Genomic DNA, 16,508 nt, shown 5'->3' on the forward strand with positions numbered 1-16,508 from the left:
TCGCGCGCCGCATCGACCATGTGGATGGTGATACCTCCTACTCGGGACCGTGGCTGCGGATCTGGTGGCGATCCGGGTCTCGGATCGTCACGTACGGTTACAACAGACGATCGGTATGTCGTTGTTCCCGCGCCCCCGTGCCGAACGGTCGGCTGGTCTTGCTTGCCCATACTCTTTCCTGCCTCGATATGCCGAGGGTGTGGAGATCCTGAGGGACACCTGAGAATCCGCCCCCGCCCCCGACAAACAATTAATCGCACGGCCACGCGATAACGCTTCACCGATGAGCCAAACTTGCGACTTCGTGCCCTAGATTCATAGGCGTGGCATCGAATCTGGAGCGAAATCTCTCCTACGTGGAGGAATCCGTCGTGGAAGACGAGGTCCTCGTCAGCGCGCGTGAGCGGGCCACTGAACTCGGTGCGTTACCCGTACCACCCTCGGTCGGCGCCCTGCTGAGCATGTATGCCCAGCTGCTCGGTGCGCGTGCGGTGGTCGAGGTGGGGACGGGCGCGGGGATCAGCGGGCTGTGGCTACTGGATGGCATGCGCGAGGACGGGACCCTGACCACCATCGATTCCGAACCCGAGCATCAGCGCGCGGCCAAGGAGGCATTCCGGACCGCCGAGATCCTGCCCGCGCGTACCCGGTTGATCAACGGCCGAGCCCTCGATGTGCTGCCCCGGCTCGCCGACGGCGCCTATGACCTGGTTTTCATCGATGCGGCCCCGCTCGAGCATCCGCAATACGTCACCCAGGCCGTGCGGCTGCTGCGCGCGGGCGGCGCGATCCTGCTGCACAATGCCCTGCTCGGCGGCCGGGTTCCGGACCAGAGCCAGCGCGATCCGGCGACCCAGGCCGTGCGCGCCGCGACCAGGGCGATCGCCGAGGATCCCGAACTCACCAGCGTGCTGATCCCGGTCGGCGACGGTCTGCTCTGCGCATCTCGGGGCTAGTAACCGCCCGGCTATTCACAAGCGTTGGGAGCGTGTGGATTTCATTCGCTGTGTGCTGATTTCATCGCCGCCGGACGGGTATTCGAGCTGATGCCAGGTTCGACGACGGCAAGGTACGCCCATGGTGTGGGAGCGCGGATCCCAGATCCTAGAAATCGGCCATTTCGGCCACACGATCAAAGAGGGACGAGCACGCGGCGGTTGTCTGCTGCCCGCTCTCGGCTTTCTGATTTTCATCATGGTGCTGGCCGTGGTGGTGCTGTTGTGGGTCAGCAATGCCGATTTCGGCACCGAGCGCACAAAAGTTCCGCGGACTCCCGGTCCCTGCGAACCGTTCTGCACGGTCACCGTCGCGCCGCCGGAACCCGGCCCGCGATAACCCTCGGAAACATTTCGCGCGAAACCGCCGCCGACTGGGTATCAAGGAGTAGAGGATGTCCCGGGAGTGGCGATCGGGGAGAGGTTCAGCGTGTTTCGCGACAACGATGATCGAGACCCGATCAACTGGGGCTGGTCGGCGATCTTTCTCGTGCTGGTGCTCGGTCTCGCCGTTGTGCTGATGCTGTTGGTCGTCACCGCCGATTTCGGCGATAAGTCACCGGCCACGACAGTGCCGAAAACACCCGGTGCCTGCGCGCCGTTCTGTCCGTCGAATCCGACGTAGTCAGACCCAGACGCCCTTGCCGACGGTCACCACGCCGCCGTTACTGACCGCGAAGCGATCCCGATCCCGGTCCAGATCCACGCCGATGATCTCGCCCTCGCCGACGACCACGTTCTTGTCCAGAATCGCGCGCCGCACCACCGCGCCGCGCCCGATCCGGACGCCGGGCATGATCACACTGCCCTCGACTGTCGCGCCGTCGTCGACCATGACATTGGAGCTGAGCACCGAATTGCGCACGGTCGCGGCCGACAGGATGCACCCGGCGCCGACCACGCACTCCTGCGCGAGCCCGCCCTGCGCGAACTTGGCAGGCGGCAGATTCTCCGCTGCGCCGCGAATTGGCCAGTGCTTGTTATAGAGATTGAAGACCGGATGCACCGAGACCAGATCCATATGGGCCTCGTAGAACGCGTCGATCGTGCCGACATCGCGCCAGTAGCCGCGATCGCGCTCGGTCGCGCCCGGCACCTCGTTGTCGGCGAAGTCGTAGACCGAAGCCTCGCCCGCGGCGACCAGCGCCGGGATGATGTCGCCGCCCATATCGTGATCGGAATCGGAGTTGTCGGAGTCGGCCCGGATCGAATCGACCAGCACCTTGGTGGTGAAGACGTAGTTGCCCATCGAGGCGAAGGTGACGTTCGGATCGTCCGGTGTGCCCGGCGGATGCGCGGGCTTCTCCAGGAATTGGGTGATCCGCCCGGACTCGTCGGAGTCGATGCAGCCGAAGGCACTCGCCTCGCTGCGCGGCACCCGGATGCCCGCGACCGTGACGCCCGCGCCGGAGTCGATGTGGTGCTGGACCATCTGCTCCGGATCCATCCGGTACACGTGATCCGCACCGAAGACCACGATGTAGTCCGGATCCTCGTCGTAGATCAGGTTGAGCGACTGCATGATCGCATCGGCGCTGCCGGTGTACCACCGCGGACCGAGCCGCTGCTGCGCGGGCACCGGTGTGATGTATTCACCCGCGAAACCGGAAAGCCGCCAGGTCTGCGAGATGTGCCGGTCCAGTGAATGCGATTTGTACTGGGTGAGCACGCACAGGCGCAGATAGCCCGCGTTGACGAGATTGCTGAGAACGAAATCGATCAGTCGATACGCACCGCCGAAGGGGACAGCTGGTTTTGCCCGATCCGCGGTGAGGGGGAACAGGCGCTTACCCTCGCCACCGGCGAGCACGATCCCGAGTACGTGCGGCTGGCTCCTCACACCTGCCAAACTACCGCGCGACGCGGGTACAGGTGGCCCATGCCAAAGTGAACGTCTAGTTTGAAGCCGTGAGTTTCGGCACGGGCGGTGGGGGTGCGGGGGCGGAAGCCGGCGATCACGACCGGCTTCGCGTTGCTATGTTGACGCGCGAATATCCCCCCGAGGTGTACGGCGGGGCAGGCGTCCATGTCACCCAGTTGGCCGCGCAATTGCGGCAGTTGTGCGAGGTGACCGTGCATTGCATGGGCGTGCCACGCACGGATGCCGTAGTGCACCAACCGGATCCGATGCTCTACGCCGCCAATGCCGCGATGCAGATGCTGTCGGCCCAGCTGCGGATGGCCGATGCCGCAGGTGAGGTGCACGTTGTGCATTCGCATACCTGGTACACCGGGCTCGCCGGACATCTCGCCGCCACCCTCTACGGGATACCGCATGTGCTGACCGCGCATTCGCTGGAGCCGCGACGGCCGTGGAAGGCCGAACAGCTCGGCGGCGGCTACCGGCTGTCGTCCTGGTCGGAGCGCAACGCCGTGGAGTACGCCGACGCGATCATCGCGGTGAGCGAGGGCATGCGCCACGATGTGCTCGACGCCTATCCGACGATCGATCCGGACCGGGTTCATGTGGTGCACAACGGCATCGACGCGACTGTCTGGCATCCGGGACCGCCCGTCGGCGGCGCCCGCACGATCCTGGACGAATTGGGCGTCCGTAGCGACGTGCCGATGGTGGCCTTCGTCGGTCGCATCACCCGGCAGAAGGGGGTCGGGCATCTGCTCGCCGCCGCCCGCGAATTCGATCCGGAGATCCAGTTGGTGCTGTGTGCGGGCGCGCCGGACACCCGCGAGCTGGAAACCGAGGTCGCCGCGGCCGTCGTGGAACTCACCGAGGCGCGCGGCAATGTGTTCTGGGTGCGCGAGATGCTGCCGACCGAGCAGATTCGCCAGATTCTGGCCGCGGCCACGATGTTCGTCTGCCCCTCGGTCTATGAACCGCTGGGGATCGTGAACCTGGAGGCCATGGCGTGTGCGACCGCGGTGGTCGCCTCCGATGTCGGCGGCATTCCGGAGGTGGTCGTGGACGGCCGGACCGGTCGCCTGGTGCACTACGACGCGAATGCGCCGGAGCAGTACGAACACGATCTGGCCGCGGCGGTCAACGAGGTCGCCGGTGATCCGGTGCTCGTCGCCGAATTCGGCGCCGCCGGACGCCACCGCGCCATCGCCGAATTCGACTGGCTGCAGATCGCCGCCCAAACCGTGGCGATCTACGACCAGGTTCGCAAGTTCTGACGCCGGAAGGTCGAGACCTGGACCGAGGCGGTCACCTCGAACGTGTCCGGTAGGCCGTCCAGGTGGTTGGTCGCGTGGTGGGCGGACGGGCCCATCGCCACCACGTTGCCGATATCGGTGCGGGTGAGCTTCATCGGGTATTCGACGACGGTGCGGTCTATCGCGTCGAAGTGGCCGGACATGGCGTCGGTGAGACGGCGATCCTTGTCCGGGTCGACCGTCACCATGCCGAGTGGGGCGACAAGCTCGGCCAGATGACGTGGGGTAGGTGTGGCGACTACGAACCGGCCGTCGGCGGTGAGCACCCTGGCGACCTCGCTCGGATTACGAGGTGCGAATACCGAGACCACTCGATGCAGCGCACCGTCTCGAACCGGCAGTCCGCGCCAGGCGTCGGCTAGTACCGAGGCGGCACGCGGATGGGCGCGGGCACAGCGTCGGGCCGCGGGTTTGGCCACATCCAAAGCGATCCCGATGGCCGGAACGGCATCGAGTACCGCGGCCAGGTAGTAGCCGGTTCCGGCACCGACCTCGAGTACAGCCGCGTCGTCGAGCACTGGATCGTCGGCCGCGACGGCCGTGGCCACCGCATCGGCGATCGGCGCGAAATGTCCCCCGACCTGGAACGCGGCACGTGCGTCCAGCATCGCCGAGGTATCGCCGGTCATTTTCGTCGACGCACCGGTCAACAGACTGACATAACCCTGTTTGGCGATGTCGAAACTGTGCCCGTGTCCGCAGCGCAACGCCCGATCCCGCGACTCCATTTCCGAGCCGCATTCCGGACAGGCCAGCAGACCGGCCACATCAGCGAGTGTGGGATTAGCTGGTGACACTCTTCAGTTCGTCACCGAGCGCTGCCGCTTCATCCGGCGTGAGCTCAACGACCAAACGCCCGCCACCCTCGAGTGGAACCCGCATCACGATTCCACGCCCTTCCTTGGTTGCCTCGAGGGGACCGTCCCCGGTGCGGGGCTTCATGGCCGCCATCCTCTGCTCCCTCCAGATCTGCGCGATATGCTGCGCACTTTCTTGGAACTCCAGTTGTCACCAACTAGTGAGCTCGCCGGCATTTGGCGAGCTACACCCGTCCCATTCTTCCCTATCGCCGGAGTGGACGGATACCTGAGTTCGAAATGTGACCGCTCGGCCTGTGTTGGGCCGTCCTCCCTAGACCCAGCAATCGGCCAAGTGGTCGTCGACCATTCCGGTCGCCTGCATCAGCGCGTAGGCCGTTGTCGGGCCGACGAAGCGGAACCCGCGCCGCTTCAATTCTTTTGCCAGAGCTATGGATTCGGGGGTGGTCGCGGGCACCTCGGTAATCGCGCGCGGCCTCGGCCGGGCGGCCGGTGCAAAGGACCAGATCAACTCGTCGAGTCCGATATCGAGGTCGGCGGCCACCCGCGCGTTGGCGATCGACGCTTCGATTTTGGCCCGGTTGCGCACGATGCCGGGGTCGGCCAACAGCCGCGCCACATCGTCATCGCCGAACGCCGCCACCCGCGCGATCGCGAACCCGGCAAATGCGGTTCGGAAGGCCGGACGCTTGCGCAGAATGGTGATCCACGCCAGCCCCGATTGAAATGCCTCGAGGCACATGCGCTCGAACATGGCGTCATCGCCGTGCAGCGGTTTGCCCCATTCGTTGTCGTGATAGTCCCGATAAAGCTGGGAGCCCTCCGACCACGGACAGCGGATCTTGCCGTCGGAGTCGGTCGTGTGCTGTGCGGACACAGTGATTTCGGCGGTCATTTCTGATCCAGCCCGAATGGGGTGTGCTGCTGCGCGCCCGGGAGGTGCGGTGCGGCCGAGACCTGCTGCACGGTTGGGCCGTGCTGGATGGCCGGGGCCTGCTGGGCGGTTGGGACTTGCTGGATGGCCGGGGCCTGCTGGGCGGCCGGGGCCTGCTGTGCGGTTGGGACTTGCTGCGCGGTCGGGGTCTGTTGCGCGTTCGGGGTCTGCTGTGCGGTCGGGATTTGCTGCACGCCCGGGAGCTGCTGCGCGGTCGGAGCTTGCGAGGCGGTGACAGAGGGCTGCAGGGTCGGCGGCTGGGCGATCACCCTGTTCTGCGGCACAGTCGCGGCCTGCTGGACAGTCGGCAGCTGGGGCGGGGCGACCGATGGCTGTCCGAACGGTCCCTGGGTCGCTGTGCCGTTCGGTGCTTGGGGCTGGCCGGTCGGGGCTGGCTGATCAATCGTGCCGTTCGACGGGACGGGCATGGTCCGCCGGGCAGACGGCAGCTGGGGCGGGGCGACCGATGGCTGTCCGAACGGTCCCTGGGTCGCTGTGCCGTTCGGTGCTTGGGGCTGGCCGGTCGGGGCTGGCTGATCAATCGTGCCGTTCGACGGGACGGGCATGGTCCGCCGAGCAGACGGCAGCTGGGGCGGGGTGACTGATGGTTGTGCGATTGGTGCTCTGGGTGCTGTGCCGTTCGGCGAGATGGTCGGCGTTTGGGGCTGGCCGGTCGCGGCTGGCTGATCAATCGTGCCGTTCGGCTGGAGGAGCGTGGCTTGCTGGGCTGTCGGTGGCTGCGGCCGGGCGACCGATGGTTGTGCGATCGGTGCGTCGGGCGCTGTGCCATTCGGCGGGGCGACCGATGGCTGTCCGATCGGTGCCTGGGTCGCTGTGCCGTTCGGTGGGTCGGTGGGTCGCTGCGGCGGGGCCGGAGGTGGCTGGACAGTCGGTGCCTGCGGGGTGATCGAGCCATTCGGCGGGACAGTCGGCACCTGGGACTGGCCGGTCGGTGCTTGGGGTTGGCCGGTCGGGGCCGGTGACTGGGCGATCGTGCCGGTCGGTTGAGGGGTCGCTGCCTGGGGCTGCTGGTGCGGTGCGCTCGACTGCGGCTGCTTCGGAAGCTGGACGCTCGGGGTTTGGGTGCCGCGCGCCTCGGCTAGTTGGAGTTGCAGTTCGTCGATTCTTGCCGCGAGCCGGGTCAGCGCCCAGTCGACTTCACCGGCCTTATAGCCACGCACCACCTGCTGGAACCGTAGGGCGCGCACATCCGCGCCGCTGATGCCTTCGGCGGGCAGCACGGTCGCCGTTGTTCCCTCGGGCAGCGGACCGAGTTCCTCGGCTCGCCCGAAGACCGCACTGGCGAGCAGGAACAGCACCGCGGCGACCAAGCCGACGATCAGCACGTACAACAGCAGCGTGAGCATGTCCCCGAGCTTATTGGCCTACGCCGACACCTGACATCCGCACGCCCGCGAAAATTGGACCTCGAATTGCGACCGGCCATGTCATCGGCCGCCCGAACTGTGCGATCGCCCCATCATCCGAGTCGGCACGGCGCTGTCGCGACCCAACAACGACCCGCGATGGTAGAGACGCTGTAGGGCGGCCACACCGTACGCAGGTGGGATTCATCCAGCGCCGGTTGGGCGCGCGATGACGCGTTCGTTCCACGGTGCCGGGTGCCGCCCGCAGTGACGGGTCTGGCCCGCAGTGACGTGTGCCCGCGAGCCCGTGGGGGCGCATCGCGAGTTTGTAGGTGATATCAGCAGCGCTCGGCCGCGCGGCCCGCGGTTACAGGTGGCGCGTTGTATCGATTCCGAGTGACATGCCCGCGAGTCCGCGGCGGCGTACCGCGAGTTTGTCGGCGACGTCGAGCAGTGCCTTGGCGGCCGGATTCTCCGGATCGCGCAATACGATCGGGGTGCCCTCGTCGCCTGCCTCACGCAACTCCTGCTCGATCGGAATCTGGCCCAGCAGTGGCACGTTCGCTCCGACGGCCCGGGTCAGACGGTCGGCGACGGATTGGCCGCCACCGGAACCGTAGAGGTCCATCCGGGTGCCATCGGGCAGATCGAGCCAGGACATATTCTCGATAACGCCCGCGATCCGCTGCCGGGTCTGCAGCGCGATCGCACCGGCGCGTTCGGCGACCTCGGCGGCCGCCGGTTGCGGGGTGGTGACGACCAGGATCTCCGCATTGGGAATCAGTTGCGCGATGGAGATCGCGACATCGCCGGTGCCGGGCGGCAGATCCAGCAGCAGTACATCGAGATCGCCCCAGAACACATCGGCAAGGAACTGCTGCAGTGCCCGGTGCAGCATCGGACCGCGCCACACCACCGGCGTATTGCCCTGGGTGAACTGCGCGATGGAGATCAGCTTCACATTGTGTGATTGCGGCGGCATGATCATCCGCTCGACCTGAGTCGGTCGCGCGTCGGTACCGAGCATCCGTGGAATCGAGTGGCCGTAGATGTCCGCGTCGAGCACACCAACCGAGAGACCGCGCGCGGCCATCGCGGCGGCGAGATTGACCGTGACACTGGACTTTCCGACGCCGCCCTTACCGGAGGCCACCGCATAGACGCGGGTGAGCGAACCGGGCTGGGCGAACGGGATGACCGGATCGGCGGAGTCGCCGCGCAACTGCTTGCGCAGATTCGTGCGCTGCTCATCGCTCATCACGTCGAGGTCGACCGTGACGGCGCCGACGCCCGCGACGTCGGCCACCGCCTTGGTGACCCGCTGGGTGATCTCGGTGCGCAGCGGGCAGCCCGCCGTCGTCAGGTAGACCTCGATATGGACATTGCTATCGGCACCGATCGCGATGCTCTTCACCATGCCCAGTTCGGTGATCGGTTTGCGGATCTCCGGGTCGTCGACCTTCGCGAGGGCTCCCCGCACATCCGTTTCCGTTACCACTGGCATGACATGAATTTTACGTTGTCTCAGATTCGCGGCAGGTCGCCGGGCTTAGGTGCGATGCCGGAGGCGTAGGACCCGGCCCACGCCATCACATTCGCGACATAGGCCATGGAGTTGTTGTAGCGCAGGATCGCCCGGGTCTGCTGGGTGAGATCGCGCATATTCAACCCGCCGTCGCACAGATACCTGCCCGCGGTCAGTGCCGCGTCGAACAGATTCTGCGGATCGGCGATTCCGTCGCCGTTGCCGTCGGCGCCGTAGCGCTTCCAGGTCTCCGGCAGGAACTGCATCGGGCCGATGGCCCGGTCGTATCCGCTGAGTCCGTCCAGCGCGCCGCCGTCGGTATCGCGAACGACGTGGTTGCCCGCGAGGCTGCCGTCGAGCACCGGACCGTAGACGGGCGTCAGCGGATTGCCGTCCGCGTCGGCCTTACCGCCGAAGGCGTGCGTCGATTCGACCCGCCCGATGCCGGCGAGCATAGACCACGGCATTCCGCAGACCGGATTCTCCGCGGCGAGTATGTTTTCGGCGTTCTGATATGCCGCGACGGCCACGCCGGGAATGCCGAGCGGACCGGCCGGCAGTGCGGCCGGTTGCCTACCATCCGGCAGCGCAACGGTTTTCACGATCGGCGGTGCACTCGGTGCCTGCTTTGCCATTGCGTTCGCGACGAATTCGGTCGCCGCCGGTTCCGCGGCGACCGAAAGTCTGGCCGCCTGGTCGTCTTGATCGTCCCCCGGAATGTGCTGCAGGACAGACGATGCGGTCGGATCGCCGGTGCCTGCGGACGCGGCGACGGCCACGAGTCCAGCGGGGACCAATCCGGTCAATGCGATTACGGAGCTGCGCTTGATCGTCGCAGGCGACTGCTTTCGGTGACGCCCCACTGTGCGGTGACCCTCCCATTGACTCGATAACGAGCCCTTCGTGATGGACGAAGTAGAGGGTACCGCATTCGAGACCTTTTTGTTACTGCTTCGTTATCGGGTCTCCGTGTGGCGTCATCTGTTCGATATCAGGCCTGGTCTCAGCCCTGCGGGGCCGGTGCCGGGGCGGGCAGCGGGATCACGATGCCGAACGGGAGCGTGATGCCCGGTGCGGGCGGCGGGGTGGCTGCTTCGATCTGGGGCGGCTCCGGCGCTTCGGCCACGCCGGGCTCCGGCGTCTTCTCCGGGGAGTTCTGCACCGTTTCGCCCGGCGATTGCGCGGGTGCCTGCGCATTGGGCGCGGGCTGGGGCGCACCGGGCTGGGCCGCATCCGGTTGGGCCGGAGTGCAATTGGCGGGTTGCTGCTGTTGCGGCGGCTGCTGATTCGGGTGCTGCTGGTCTTGCTGCTGCGGATCCTTCGGCTCGCCGTTTTCCGCCGCACCGTAGGTCTGTGCCGGTGCGATGGGCGACTGTGCCGGATCGCCGGGTGCGGGCAGCTGCGCCGGCGCCACCTGCTGTGGATCGCACGGCGGCTTGGGCACCGGCCGCGGGCAGAAGATGCCGCAGGGGATCGGTGGCAGGCCGGGGATGGTGATCATCACCTCGGTCGGGGTCGGGATGGTCACCGTATTCGGCGGCAGTTCGGGCTTGGCGGTGGTCGTCGGTGCCGATGCGGAGGCGGCCAACATGTCCGGGCCTGCCGTGATCGGCGCGGTACCCGGCGGGATGAGATCGGGGGAGATGTTCACCTGGCTCGGGGTGCCGCCGGTACGGTAGGCCGCCGACCAGCTCAGCACATTGGCGGCGTAGGCGAGCGAGTTGTTGTAGCGCAGCACCGCGCGCAATTCCTGCTGCGGATCGCGCAGGTTCAACCCGCCCGAGCACAGGTAATTGCCCGCGGCGAGCGAGGCGTCGAAGACATTGTGCGGGTCGGCGATTCCGTCACCGTTGCCGTCGGCGGCGTACCGGCTCCAGGTGCTGGGCAGGAACTGCATCGGCCCGATCGCGCGCACCGCACTGCCGTCGGCGGCCTTGATCACTTCGTTGCCCGGCAGCGAGCCGTCCAGCGCGGGTCCGAAGATCGGCGTCACGGTGGTGCCCGCGGCGTCGGTGCGTCCGCCGCCCGCGTGCAGCGATTCGATCCGCCCGATCCCGGCCAGCAGGCTCCACGACAGACCGCAGCCGGGCATCGAGGATTCCAGCGCGAGTTCGGCATTGCGATAGGCCGCGAGCACGATTTCCGGGATCCCGAGCGCGCCGCCGGCGGCGGGCAGGGCGATGTCGTGCAACGGCACCGAACCCGCGAACAGCGGGGTGCCGTCAGCAAGCGGAGTCATTGCTCGAAGTTTGCGGGGAGCCTCCGGCGTTACCGGAAGGAGACCAACTGTCCGGGACAATGCGCCTTCGCTGGTGTTGCCGGATGTTCCGTCGGCGGCGGACGGGCCGCTCGATGCCGCGAGTAAAGCCTCGGGCGCGGTATCGGGAGTGGTGGATTGTGTGGTGTTGGTACCCGAGCCGGTGGCCACAAGACCTGCGACGACCAGGGCCGAGACGGTTATCGGAGCAGAGATTCGCATTCGGCCACACCAATCCTCTACGTCGTGAGAGCGCCTGTCCGGGACATCCCCTGCCCGTCCGCTCGGGACAACGTCGTCCAGGTTACCCGTGGGTCACAACCTTGTAGAGCATTTCCTGTCAATCGTCAGCAACTGGCGGTGAAACCTGAACTGTGCCCGGCTTTCTGCCGGAGCTTTTCTTGCGATTGGCCTTCGGCGATTTATCGGGGCTCGACTCGTAATCCGGTGACCGCGCGGCTTCGATCCGGTCCAGCACCTCTCGCATTTCCTCCAATTCCCTGCGCAAGTAGTCGCGCGTAGCAACCTCGCCGACCGCGATCCGTAGCGCCGCGAGCTCGCGGGCAAGGAATTCGGTATCGGCCTTGGTCTGGGCGGCCCTGGTGCGATCCTCCTCCAGCGACACACGGTCGCGATTGTCTTGTCTGTTCTGCGCCAACAGGATCAGCGGCGCGGCATAGGCGGCCTGGGTCGAGAACGCGAGATTGAGCAGGATGAACGGATACGGATCCCAGCGCAGCGCGATCACGAAGATGTTCAACAGGATCCAGACGATCACCACAATCGTCTGGATCGCGAGATAGCGTCCGGTGCCGAGGAATCGGGCGACCCGCTCGCTGGAGCGGGCCAGCGCCTCGGCGTCGTAGTCGAAGCGGAACCGCGATTCCACCGGCGTCTCCAGGCGCTGGCGCGCCGGATTCTTCTCACTCGGCATCGGTTACCCCCTCGTGCCCCGCGATCGCGTCGTGGGCCGTATCTTCTTGCTCGCGCCAATCTTCCGGTAGTAGATGATCGAGCACGTCGTCCACGCTGACCGCGCCGAGCAGATGGTTCTCCTCGTCCACCACCGGACCACAGACCAGGTTGTAGGTGGCGAAATAACGGGTCACCGCACCGAGCGGGGCATCGGGACGCAGCGGAGCCAGATCGGTGTCGAGGATGCCGCCGACCAGGTGTGCCGGGGGTTCGCGCAACAGTCGCTGCAAATGCACCGAGCCGAGGAAGCGGCCGGTCGGTGTTGCGGTCGGCGGCCGCACCACGAACACCATGGTGGCCAGCGCGGGTGTCAGATCCGGATTGCGCACTCGGGCAAGCGCTTCGGCGACGGTGGTGGCCGGGGTAAGGACCACCGGTTTCGGTGTCATCAGACCACCCGCGGTGTCGGGGGAGTGCTCCAGCAGCCTGCGGACCGGTTCTGACTCCTCCGGATCCATCAGTGCCAGTAACGATTCCCGCTCGCCCTTCGGCAGTTCGCCGAGCAGGTCGGCGGCGTCGTCGGGATCCATCGCCTCGAGCACGTCGGCGGCCCGGCGCACCTCGAGGTGGCCGAGCAGATCGACCTGATCGTCGTCGGGGAGTTCCTGCACGACGTCGGCGAGTCGCTCGTCGTCGAGTGCGATCGCCACCTCGATGCGCCGCTTCTCGGGAAGTTCGCGCAGCATGTGTGCGACATCGGCGGGACGCAGGCCTTCGAACTGCTCGAGCAGTTGGGTGACGTCCTGGCCCGGCCTGCCGATCTCGTACGGCGTCAGCCCGCTGACCTGCATCCAGTCCACTACGTGCACGGTCCGGCGGCGGCCGAGCCTGCGATGTCCGCGCACCGCGACCCTGGTGACCCGCCAATCCCTGGTCCGGGTCTGTTCGATGCCCAGATCGACCACGAGCACATCGACATCCGCGAGGTCGAGCAGATCCGGATCATGAACGCGCACCGAAGAATCCACGATCTGCGCGAGGGCGAGCATCTCGCCCGGACGCTGGGTGAAGCGGCGCAGGCTCACCGTGCCGGTATTGAGCGCGACGACACCGGGTTCGATCGTGGTCACCCGCAGCATCGGTACGAATATGCGGCGCCGGGTCGGCAATTCGACGACCAGGCCGTGCACCCGGGGCTGCTGGCGGTCGTAGCGGACGGCCACGACGACGTCGCGGATGCGGCCGATAGACTCGCCGTCCGGGCCGAGTACCACCAGTCCGGCGAGCCTGGCGACGTACACCCTGGTTGCTGCCATGGCTGTCAGGTTAGAGGGTGCGCGGACCGGTACTCACACCATGCCACGATCGACGGGAGTGATCATGAAGCCGCGCCGCTCGGTGCTCGCCTGCCCCGGTAGCAGCAAGAAGATGATCGATAAGGCCAAGGGCTTGCCGGTCGACGAGGTATTTCTCGATCTGGAGGACGCGGTCGCGCCCGCCGCCAAGGCCGAGGCCCGCGCGAATATCGTGGCCGCGCTGAACGACACCGGCTGGGGCGATCAGCTGCGGGTGGTGCGGGTCAACGATTGGACCACCCAGTGGACCTACGCCGATGTGATCACGGTGGTCGAGGGCGCGGGTGCGGCACTGGACGCGATTCTGCTGCCGAAGGTGACCGATTCCGGTCAGGTGCAGGCACTGGACCTGCTGCTCACGCAGTTGGAGAAGGCCAGCGGGCTCGAGGTCGGGCGGATCGGTATCGAACCGCAGATCGAGAACGCCATGGGATTGCGCAATATAGATGAGATCGCCACCGCGAGCCCGCGGGTGCAGACCCTGGTCTTCGGCCCGGCCGACTTCATGGCCAGTATCAATATGCGCACGCTGGTGGTCGGCGAACAGCCCGAGGGTTATGACACCGGCGATGCCTACCACCACATTCTGATGACCATCCTGCTCGCCGCCCGCGCGCACGGCCTGCAGGCAATCGACGGCCCCTACCTGCAAATTCGGGATATCGATGGATTCCGCAGGGCGGCCGGGCGCACCGCGGCACTCGGTTTCGACGGTAAATGGGTGTTGCATCCCGGACAGATCGAGGCCGCGAACGAGATCTTCAGTCCGCGCCAGGCCGATTACGATCGCGCCGAGCTGATTCTGGATGCCTACGCCTTCCACACCTCGGAAAAAGGCGGTGCGCGCGGAGCGGTAATGCTCGGCGACGAAATGATCGATGAGGCAAGCGCGAAGATGGCTCAGGTAATCGCTGATAAGGGCCGAGCTGCGGGGATGACGAGGACCACGCGTTTCACACCCCCGAACTCCGGTTCGGAATAGCAGAATAGAGATATGACGAATCCCTTGGGGAACTCGAATCGCGGGCGGCAGGGCCTGCCGACACCGCCATCGGGCTGGCCGGTCGGCTCGTATCCGACCTATGCCGAGGCTCAGAAAGCGGTCGACTTCCTGGCCGACAACGAGTTCCCTGTGCAAGACGTGACCATCGTCGGCGTGGACCTGATGCAGGTCGAACGCGTGCTGTACCGACTGACCTGGGGCAAGGTGATCGGCGGCGGGGTGGTTTCGGGCGCGTGGCTCGGCCTGTTCCTCGGCCTGCTGTTGAGCTTGTTCACCACCAGCGGCGGTTTCGCGCCGGTGCTGGTCGGCTTGGTCGGCGGCATCATCTTCGGCGTCATCTCCACCTCGATCCCCTATGCGGCGACCAGGGGACAGCGCGATTTCGCCTCCACCATGCAGTTGGTGGCGGGCCGCTATGACGTGCTGTGCGACCCGAAGTCGGCCGAGCAGGCTCGGGACATGCTGGCGCGGTTGGCGATCTGAGCGCATGGAAGTTGTGGACAAGGTGCGCACCGAGGTGCTGGATCACTTCGGTGCGGCCTCGACGGGTGTCGACTCCGCGTCGGTGACTTTTCTGGGCCTGGAGCCCATCGAGATTCTGCGCATTCCCGGCGACGAGCTGGTGCACTACGTGACCCTCGGCGGATCACGTCATCCCATGGGCGATCCCAGTGACCTGCACGCCGATCCGGTGCGTGGGCCGCGGGCCGAATTGGTGCTGACGCTGCGTGCCGGGGTCGGCCCGAGTTCCGGACTCGCCCGCACCCTCGGCGTGCTCGTCGCGGCGCCCGCCGTGGAAGGTGTTGTGCTGCAAGCCGATGCGCTGCTCGATCTGGGCGAGCCGATGTGGCGGGATGCGCCGTTCACCGCGGTGTTGTTGGGGGACAGCGATATTCCCGAGGTCGCGCTGCCCGAACCCGCCGAACCGGTGCGGTATTTCGCGGTGGTTCCGGTGACCGCGACCGAGGCGGCCTGGGTGCGGGTGCGCGGGGCGCAGGCGTTGCGTGATGCGTGGGCCGAGGCCGGGATCGATGTGCACGATCCGGCGAGAGGCGCTGCGTCGCTGTAGTTCTCAGAGCCAGTTGTTGCGGTGGAAATTGATGTATAGACCGGTGCAAATGGTCACGATGACCACCAACACGGCCGGATAGCCCCAGACCTGCTTCAGCTCCGGCATATGCTCGAAGTTCATCCCGTAGATCCCGGCGATCATCGTCGGCACCGCCGCGATGGCGACCCAGGACGAGATCTTGCGCATATCGGTGTTCTGCTGGACACCGACCTTGGCGAGCGCCGCGGTGATCAGAGCGCTGAGCGCCTCGTCGAAATCGTTGATCCGCTCGGCCACCGCCGTGTGGTGATCGGCGACATCGCGCAGATAACGCCGAATCTCTTTGGGCAATGGCATCGTGGTGTTGCGGCCGAGTGCTTCGAGCGCGGTGCCGAGCGGATTCACCGCCCGACGCAGCTCCACAACCTCTCGCTTGAGCTGGTAGATCGATTCGACGGCCACCGCGCTGCGCGGTGTGAAGACCTCTTCTTCCATCTCGTCGATATCGTTCTCGACCGACTGCGCCACCGCCACATAGGAATCCACAACGTGGTCGGCGACCGCGTGCAGCACCGCACCGGGACCGAGCATGAGCTGGTCGGGGTGATCCTCCAATTCCTTTCGGACACCGGCTAGTCCGGTGTGCTCGCCGTGCCGAACGGTCACCGCGAAATTGGGACCGGTGAAGACCATGAGGTCGCCGGTCTCGACGATTTCACTGACCGAATGGATTTCGTGTGGAACGTAGCTGACAGTGCGCAGGACGAGGAACAGTGTGTCGTCATAGCGTTCCAGCTTCGGTCGCTGATGACCATGGACGACGTCCTCGACGGCCAACGGGTGCAGGTCGAAGACTTTGGCGATATCGGCCATCTGATACTCGTCCGGGTCGTGCAGTCCGACCCATACGAATCCGGCTCCGCGATTGCTGACCTCGGCCATCGCGTCCGCATGGCTGAAGTGACCGGGCAGCCGCCTGCCGTCGACGTACACGGCACAGTCGACCACCGCACGCGCGGTGGGGACCGGTATACGGGGTAGTTGCCTACGTGCTCGGCTCTGGCTCCGGAACGACGGTAGCGGCGGAATTGATGGCACCGACCGATGCTACGTC

17 protein-coding genes and 1 pseudogene are annotated in these 16,508 nt (G+C 66.2%); 7 read left to right on the top strand and 11 right to left on the bottom strand.

Going from position 1 to position 16,508, the window contains the following annotated elements; translation table 11 throughout:
• The first annotated feature begins 323 nt into the window (after nucleotides 1-323).
• From ACQPZ2_RS08655 to ACQPZ2_RS08665, 3 genes are all read left to right on the top strand, one after another.
• Nucleotides 324-956, top strand: a complete 633-nt coding sequence (locus ACQPZ2_RS08655; RefSeq protein WP_433525075.1) for an O-methyltransferase — start codon at nucleotides 324-326, stop codon at nucleotides 954-956.
• A gap of 121 nt (nucleotides 957-1,077) precedes the next feature.
• Entirely contained in the window at nucleotides 1,078-1,335 is a 258-nt protein-coding gene (locus tag ACQPZ2_RS08660; RefSeq protein ID WP_433525076.1) for a hypothetical protein, read from the top strand.
• A gap of 90 nt (nucleotides 1,336-1,425) precedes the next feature.
• The gene (locus ACQPZ2_RS08665; RefSeq protein WP_040695099.1) at nucleotides 1,426-1,620 is read left to right on the top strand and encodes a hypothetical protein; all 195 of its coding nucleotides are present in this window, start codon (nucleotides 1,426-1,428) and stop codon (nucleotides 1,618-1,620) included.
• Here ACQPZ2_RS08665 and glgC read toward each other — a convergent pair whose 3' ends face one another.
• The gene (gene glgC, locus ACQPZ2_RS08670) at nucleotides 1,621-2,835 is read right to left on the bottom strand and encodes a glucose-1-phosphate adenylyltransferase (RefSeq protein ID WP_040695098.1); all 1,215 of its coding nucleotides are present in this window, start codon (nucleotides 2,833-2,835) and stop codon (nucleotides 1,621-1,623) included.
• Between the two features lie 137 nt (nucleotides 2,836-2,972).
• Between glgC and glgA the strand changes: the two genes are divergently transcribed.
• Nucleotides 2,973-4,130, top strand: a complete 1,158-nt coding sequence (gene glgA / locus ACQPZ2_RS08675; protein ID WP_433527363.1) for a glycogen synthase — start codon at nucleotides 2,973-2,975, stop codon at nucleotides 4,128-4,130.
• Here glgA and ACQPZ2_RS08680 read toward each other — a convergent pair.
• The 9 genes and pseudogenes from ACQPZ2_RS08680 to ACQPZ2_RS08720 form a co-directional block, all read right to left on the bottom strand.
• A complete protein-coding gene (locus ACQPZ2_RS08680; protein WP_433525077.1) occupies nucleotides 4,106-4,936 on the bottom strand; it encodes a putative RNA methyltransferase in 831 nt (276 codons plus the stop codon). The two genes, glgA and ACQPZ2_RS08680, sit on opposite strands and share 25 nt — an antisense overlap.
• A gap of 16 nt (nucleotides 4,937-4,952) precedes the next feature.
• Nucleotides 4,953-5,120 (bottom strand): DUF3117 domain-containing protein, encoded by a 168-nt coding sequence (locus tag ACQPZ2_RS08685; protein ID WP_011211259.1) that lies wholly within the window; start codon nucleotides 5,118-5,120, stop codon nucleotides 4,953-4,955.
• Nucleotides 5,121-5,300: 180 nt separating this feature from the next.
• Nucleotides 5,301-5,882, bottom strand: coding sequence for a DNA-3-methyladenine glycosylase I (locus ACQPZ2_RS08690; protein WP_433525078.1), 582 nt, complete (start codon nucleotides 5,880-5,882; stop codon nucleotides 5,301-5,303).
• A gap of 1,136 nt (nucleotides 5,883-7,018) precedes the next feature.
• Nucleotides 7,019-7,288 (bottom strand): annotated as a pseudogene (locus tag ACQPZ2_RS08695) (DivIVA domain-containing protein); the annotation flags it as partial.
• Nucleotides 7,289-7,655: 367 nt separating this feature from the next.
• Nucleotides 7,656-8,792 carry an Mrp/NBP35 family ATP-binding protein gene (locus ACQPZ2_RS08700; RefSeq protein WP_063047180.1) on the bottom strand — a complete coding sequence of 379 codons (1,137 nt, stop codon included), beginning with the start codon at nucleotides 8,790-8,792 and terminating at the stop codon, nucleotides 7,656-7,658.
• Nucleotides 8,793-8,812: 20 nt separating this feature from the next.
• The gene (locus ACQPZ2_RS08705; protein WP_063047181.1) at nucleotides 8,813-9,676 is read right to left on the bottom strand and encodes a lytic transglycosylase domain-containing protein; all 864 of its coding nucleotides are present in this window, start codon (nucleotides 9,674-9,676) and stop codon (nucleotides 8,813-8,815) included.
• A gap of 140 nt (nucleotides 9,677-9,816) precedes the next feature.
• On the bottom strand, nucleotides 9,817-11,052 hold the full coding sequence (locus ACQPZ2_RS08710; protein ID WP_433525079.1) for a lytic murein transglycosylase: 1,236 nt from the start codon (nucleotides 11,050-11,052) through the stop codon (nucleotides 9,817-9,819).
• A gap of 358 nt (nucleotides 11,053-11,410) precedes the next feature.
• A complete protein-coding gene (locus ACQPZ2_RS08715) occupies nucleotides 11,411-12,004 on the bottom strand; it encodes a DUF1003 domain-containing protein (RefSeq protein WP_433525080.1) in 594 nt (197 codons plus the stop codon).
• Nucleotides 11,994-13,301 carry a magnesium transporter MgtE N-terminal domain-containing protein gene (locus ACQPZ2_RS08720; RefSeq protein WP_433525081.1) on the bottom strand — a complete coding sequence of 436 codons (1,308 nt, stop codon included), beginning with the start codon at nucleotides 13,299-13,301 and terminating at the stop codon, nucleotides 11,994-11,996. Before ACQPZ2_RS08720 ends, ACQPZ2_RS08715 begins: the two co-directional genes overlap by 11 nt.
• A 64-nt stretch (nucleotides 13,302-13,365) precedes the next feature.
• Here ACQPZ2_RS08720 and ACQPZ2_RS08725 point away from each other — a divergent pair, with 64 nt between their 5' ends.
• Genes ACQPZ2_RS08725 through ACQPZ2_RS08735 form a run of 3 tightly spaced genes read left to right on the top strand, consistent with a single transcriptional unit; the run spans nucleotide 13,366 to nucleotide 15,412 of the window.
• Entirely contained in the window at nucleotides 13,366-14,322 is a 957-nt protein-coding gene (locus tag ACQPZ2_RS08725) for an HpcH/HpaI aldolase/citrate lyase family protein (RefSeq protein ID WP_433525082.1), read from the top strand.
• Between the two features lie 12 nt (nucleotides 14,323-14,334).
• Nucleotides 14,335-14,826 carry a general stress protein gene (locus tag ACQPZ2_RS08730; RefSeq protein ID WP_063047186.1) on the top strand — a complete coding sequence of 164 codons (492 nt, stop codon included), beginning with the start codon at nucleotides 14,335-14,337 and terminating at the stop codon, nucleotides 14,824-14,826.
• A 4-nt stretch (nucleotides 14,827-14,830) separates the two neighbouring features.
• The gene (locus ACQPZ2_RS08735; protein WP_084509616.1) at nucleotides 14,831-15,412 is read left to right on the top strand and encodes a suppressor of fused domain protein; all 582 of its coding nucleotides are present in this window, start codon (nucleotides 14,831-14,833) and stop codon (nucleotides 15,410-15,412) included.
• 3 nt (nucleotides 15,413-15,415) lie between these two features.
• On the opposite strand, the gene ACQPZ2_RS08740 is transcribed toward ACQPZ2_RS08735, so the two are convergent.
• On the bottom strand, nucleotides 15,416-16,492 hold the full coding sequence (locus ACQPZ2_RS08740) for a magnesium and cobalt transport protein CorA (RefSeq protein ID WP_433525083.1): 1,077 nt from the start codon (nucleotides 16,490-16,492) through the stop codon (nucleotides 15,416-15,418).
• Nucleotides 16,493-16,508 lie beyond the last annotated feature (16 nt).

It is taken from the genome of Nocardia pseudovaccinii (assembly GCF_050942345.1).
Lineage (GTDB): Bacteria > Actinomycetota > Actinomycetes > Mycobacteriales > Mycobacteriaceae > Nocardia > Nocardia pseudovaccinii.

What these genes read in the sequence shown, in the direction of transcription:
- ACQPZ2_RS08660 (WP_433525076.1), top strand. Translation starts at nt 1,078, where the DNA reads ATGGTGTGGGAGCGCGGATCCCAGATCCTAGAAATCGGCCATTTCGGC.
- glgA (WP_433527363.1), top strand. Translation starts at nt 2,973, where the DNA reads ATGTTGACGCGCGAATATCCCCCCGAGGTGTACGGCGGGGCAGGCGTC.
- ACQPZ2_RS08685 (WP_011211259.1), bottom strand. Translation starts at nt 5,120, where the DNA reads ATGGCGGCCATGAAGCCCCGCACCGGGGACGGTCCCCTCGAGGCAACC.
- ACQPZ2_RS08690 (WP_433525078.1), bottom strand. Translation starts at nt 5,882, where the DNA reads ATGACCGCCGAAATCACTGTGTCCGCACAGCACACGACCGACTCCGAC.
- ACQPZ2_RS08700 (WP_063047180.1), bottom strand. Translation starts at nt 8,792, where the DNA reads ATGCCAGTGGTAACGGAAACGGATGTGCGGGGAGCCCTCGCGAAGGTC.
- ACQPZ2_RS08710 (WP_433525079.1), bottom strand. Translation starts at nt 11,052, where the DNA reads ATGACTCCGCTTGCTGACGGCACCCCGCTGTTCGCGGGTTCGGTGCCG.
- ACQPZ2_RS08715 (WP_433525080.1), bottom strand. Translation starts at nt 12,004, where the DNA reads ATGCCGAGTGAGAAGAATCCGGCGCGCCAGCGCCTGGAGACGCCGGTG.
- ACQPZ2_RS08720 (WP_433525081.1), bottom strand. Translation starts at nt 13,301, where the DNA reads ATGGCAGCAACCAGGGTGTACGTCGCCAGGCTCGCCGGACTGGTGGTA.
- ACQPZ2_RS08725 (WP_433525082.1), top strand. Translation starts at nt 13,366, where the DNA reads ATGAAGCCGCGCCGCTCGGTGCTCGCCTGCCCCGGTAGCAGCAAGAAG.
- ACQPZ2_RS08730 (WP_063047186.1), top strand. Translation starts at nt 14,335, where the DNA reads ATGACGAATCCCTTGGGGAACTCGAATCGCGGGCGGCAGGGCCTGCCG.
- ACQPZ2_RS08735 (WP_084509616.1), top strand. Translation starts at nt 14,831, where the DNA reads ATGGAAGTTGTGGACAAGGTGCGCACCGAGGTGCTGGATCACTTCGGT.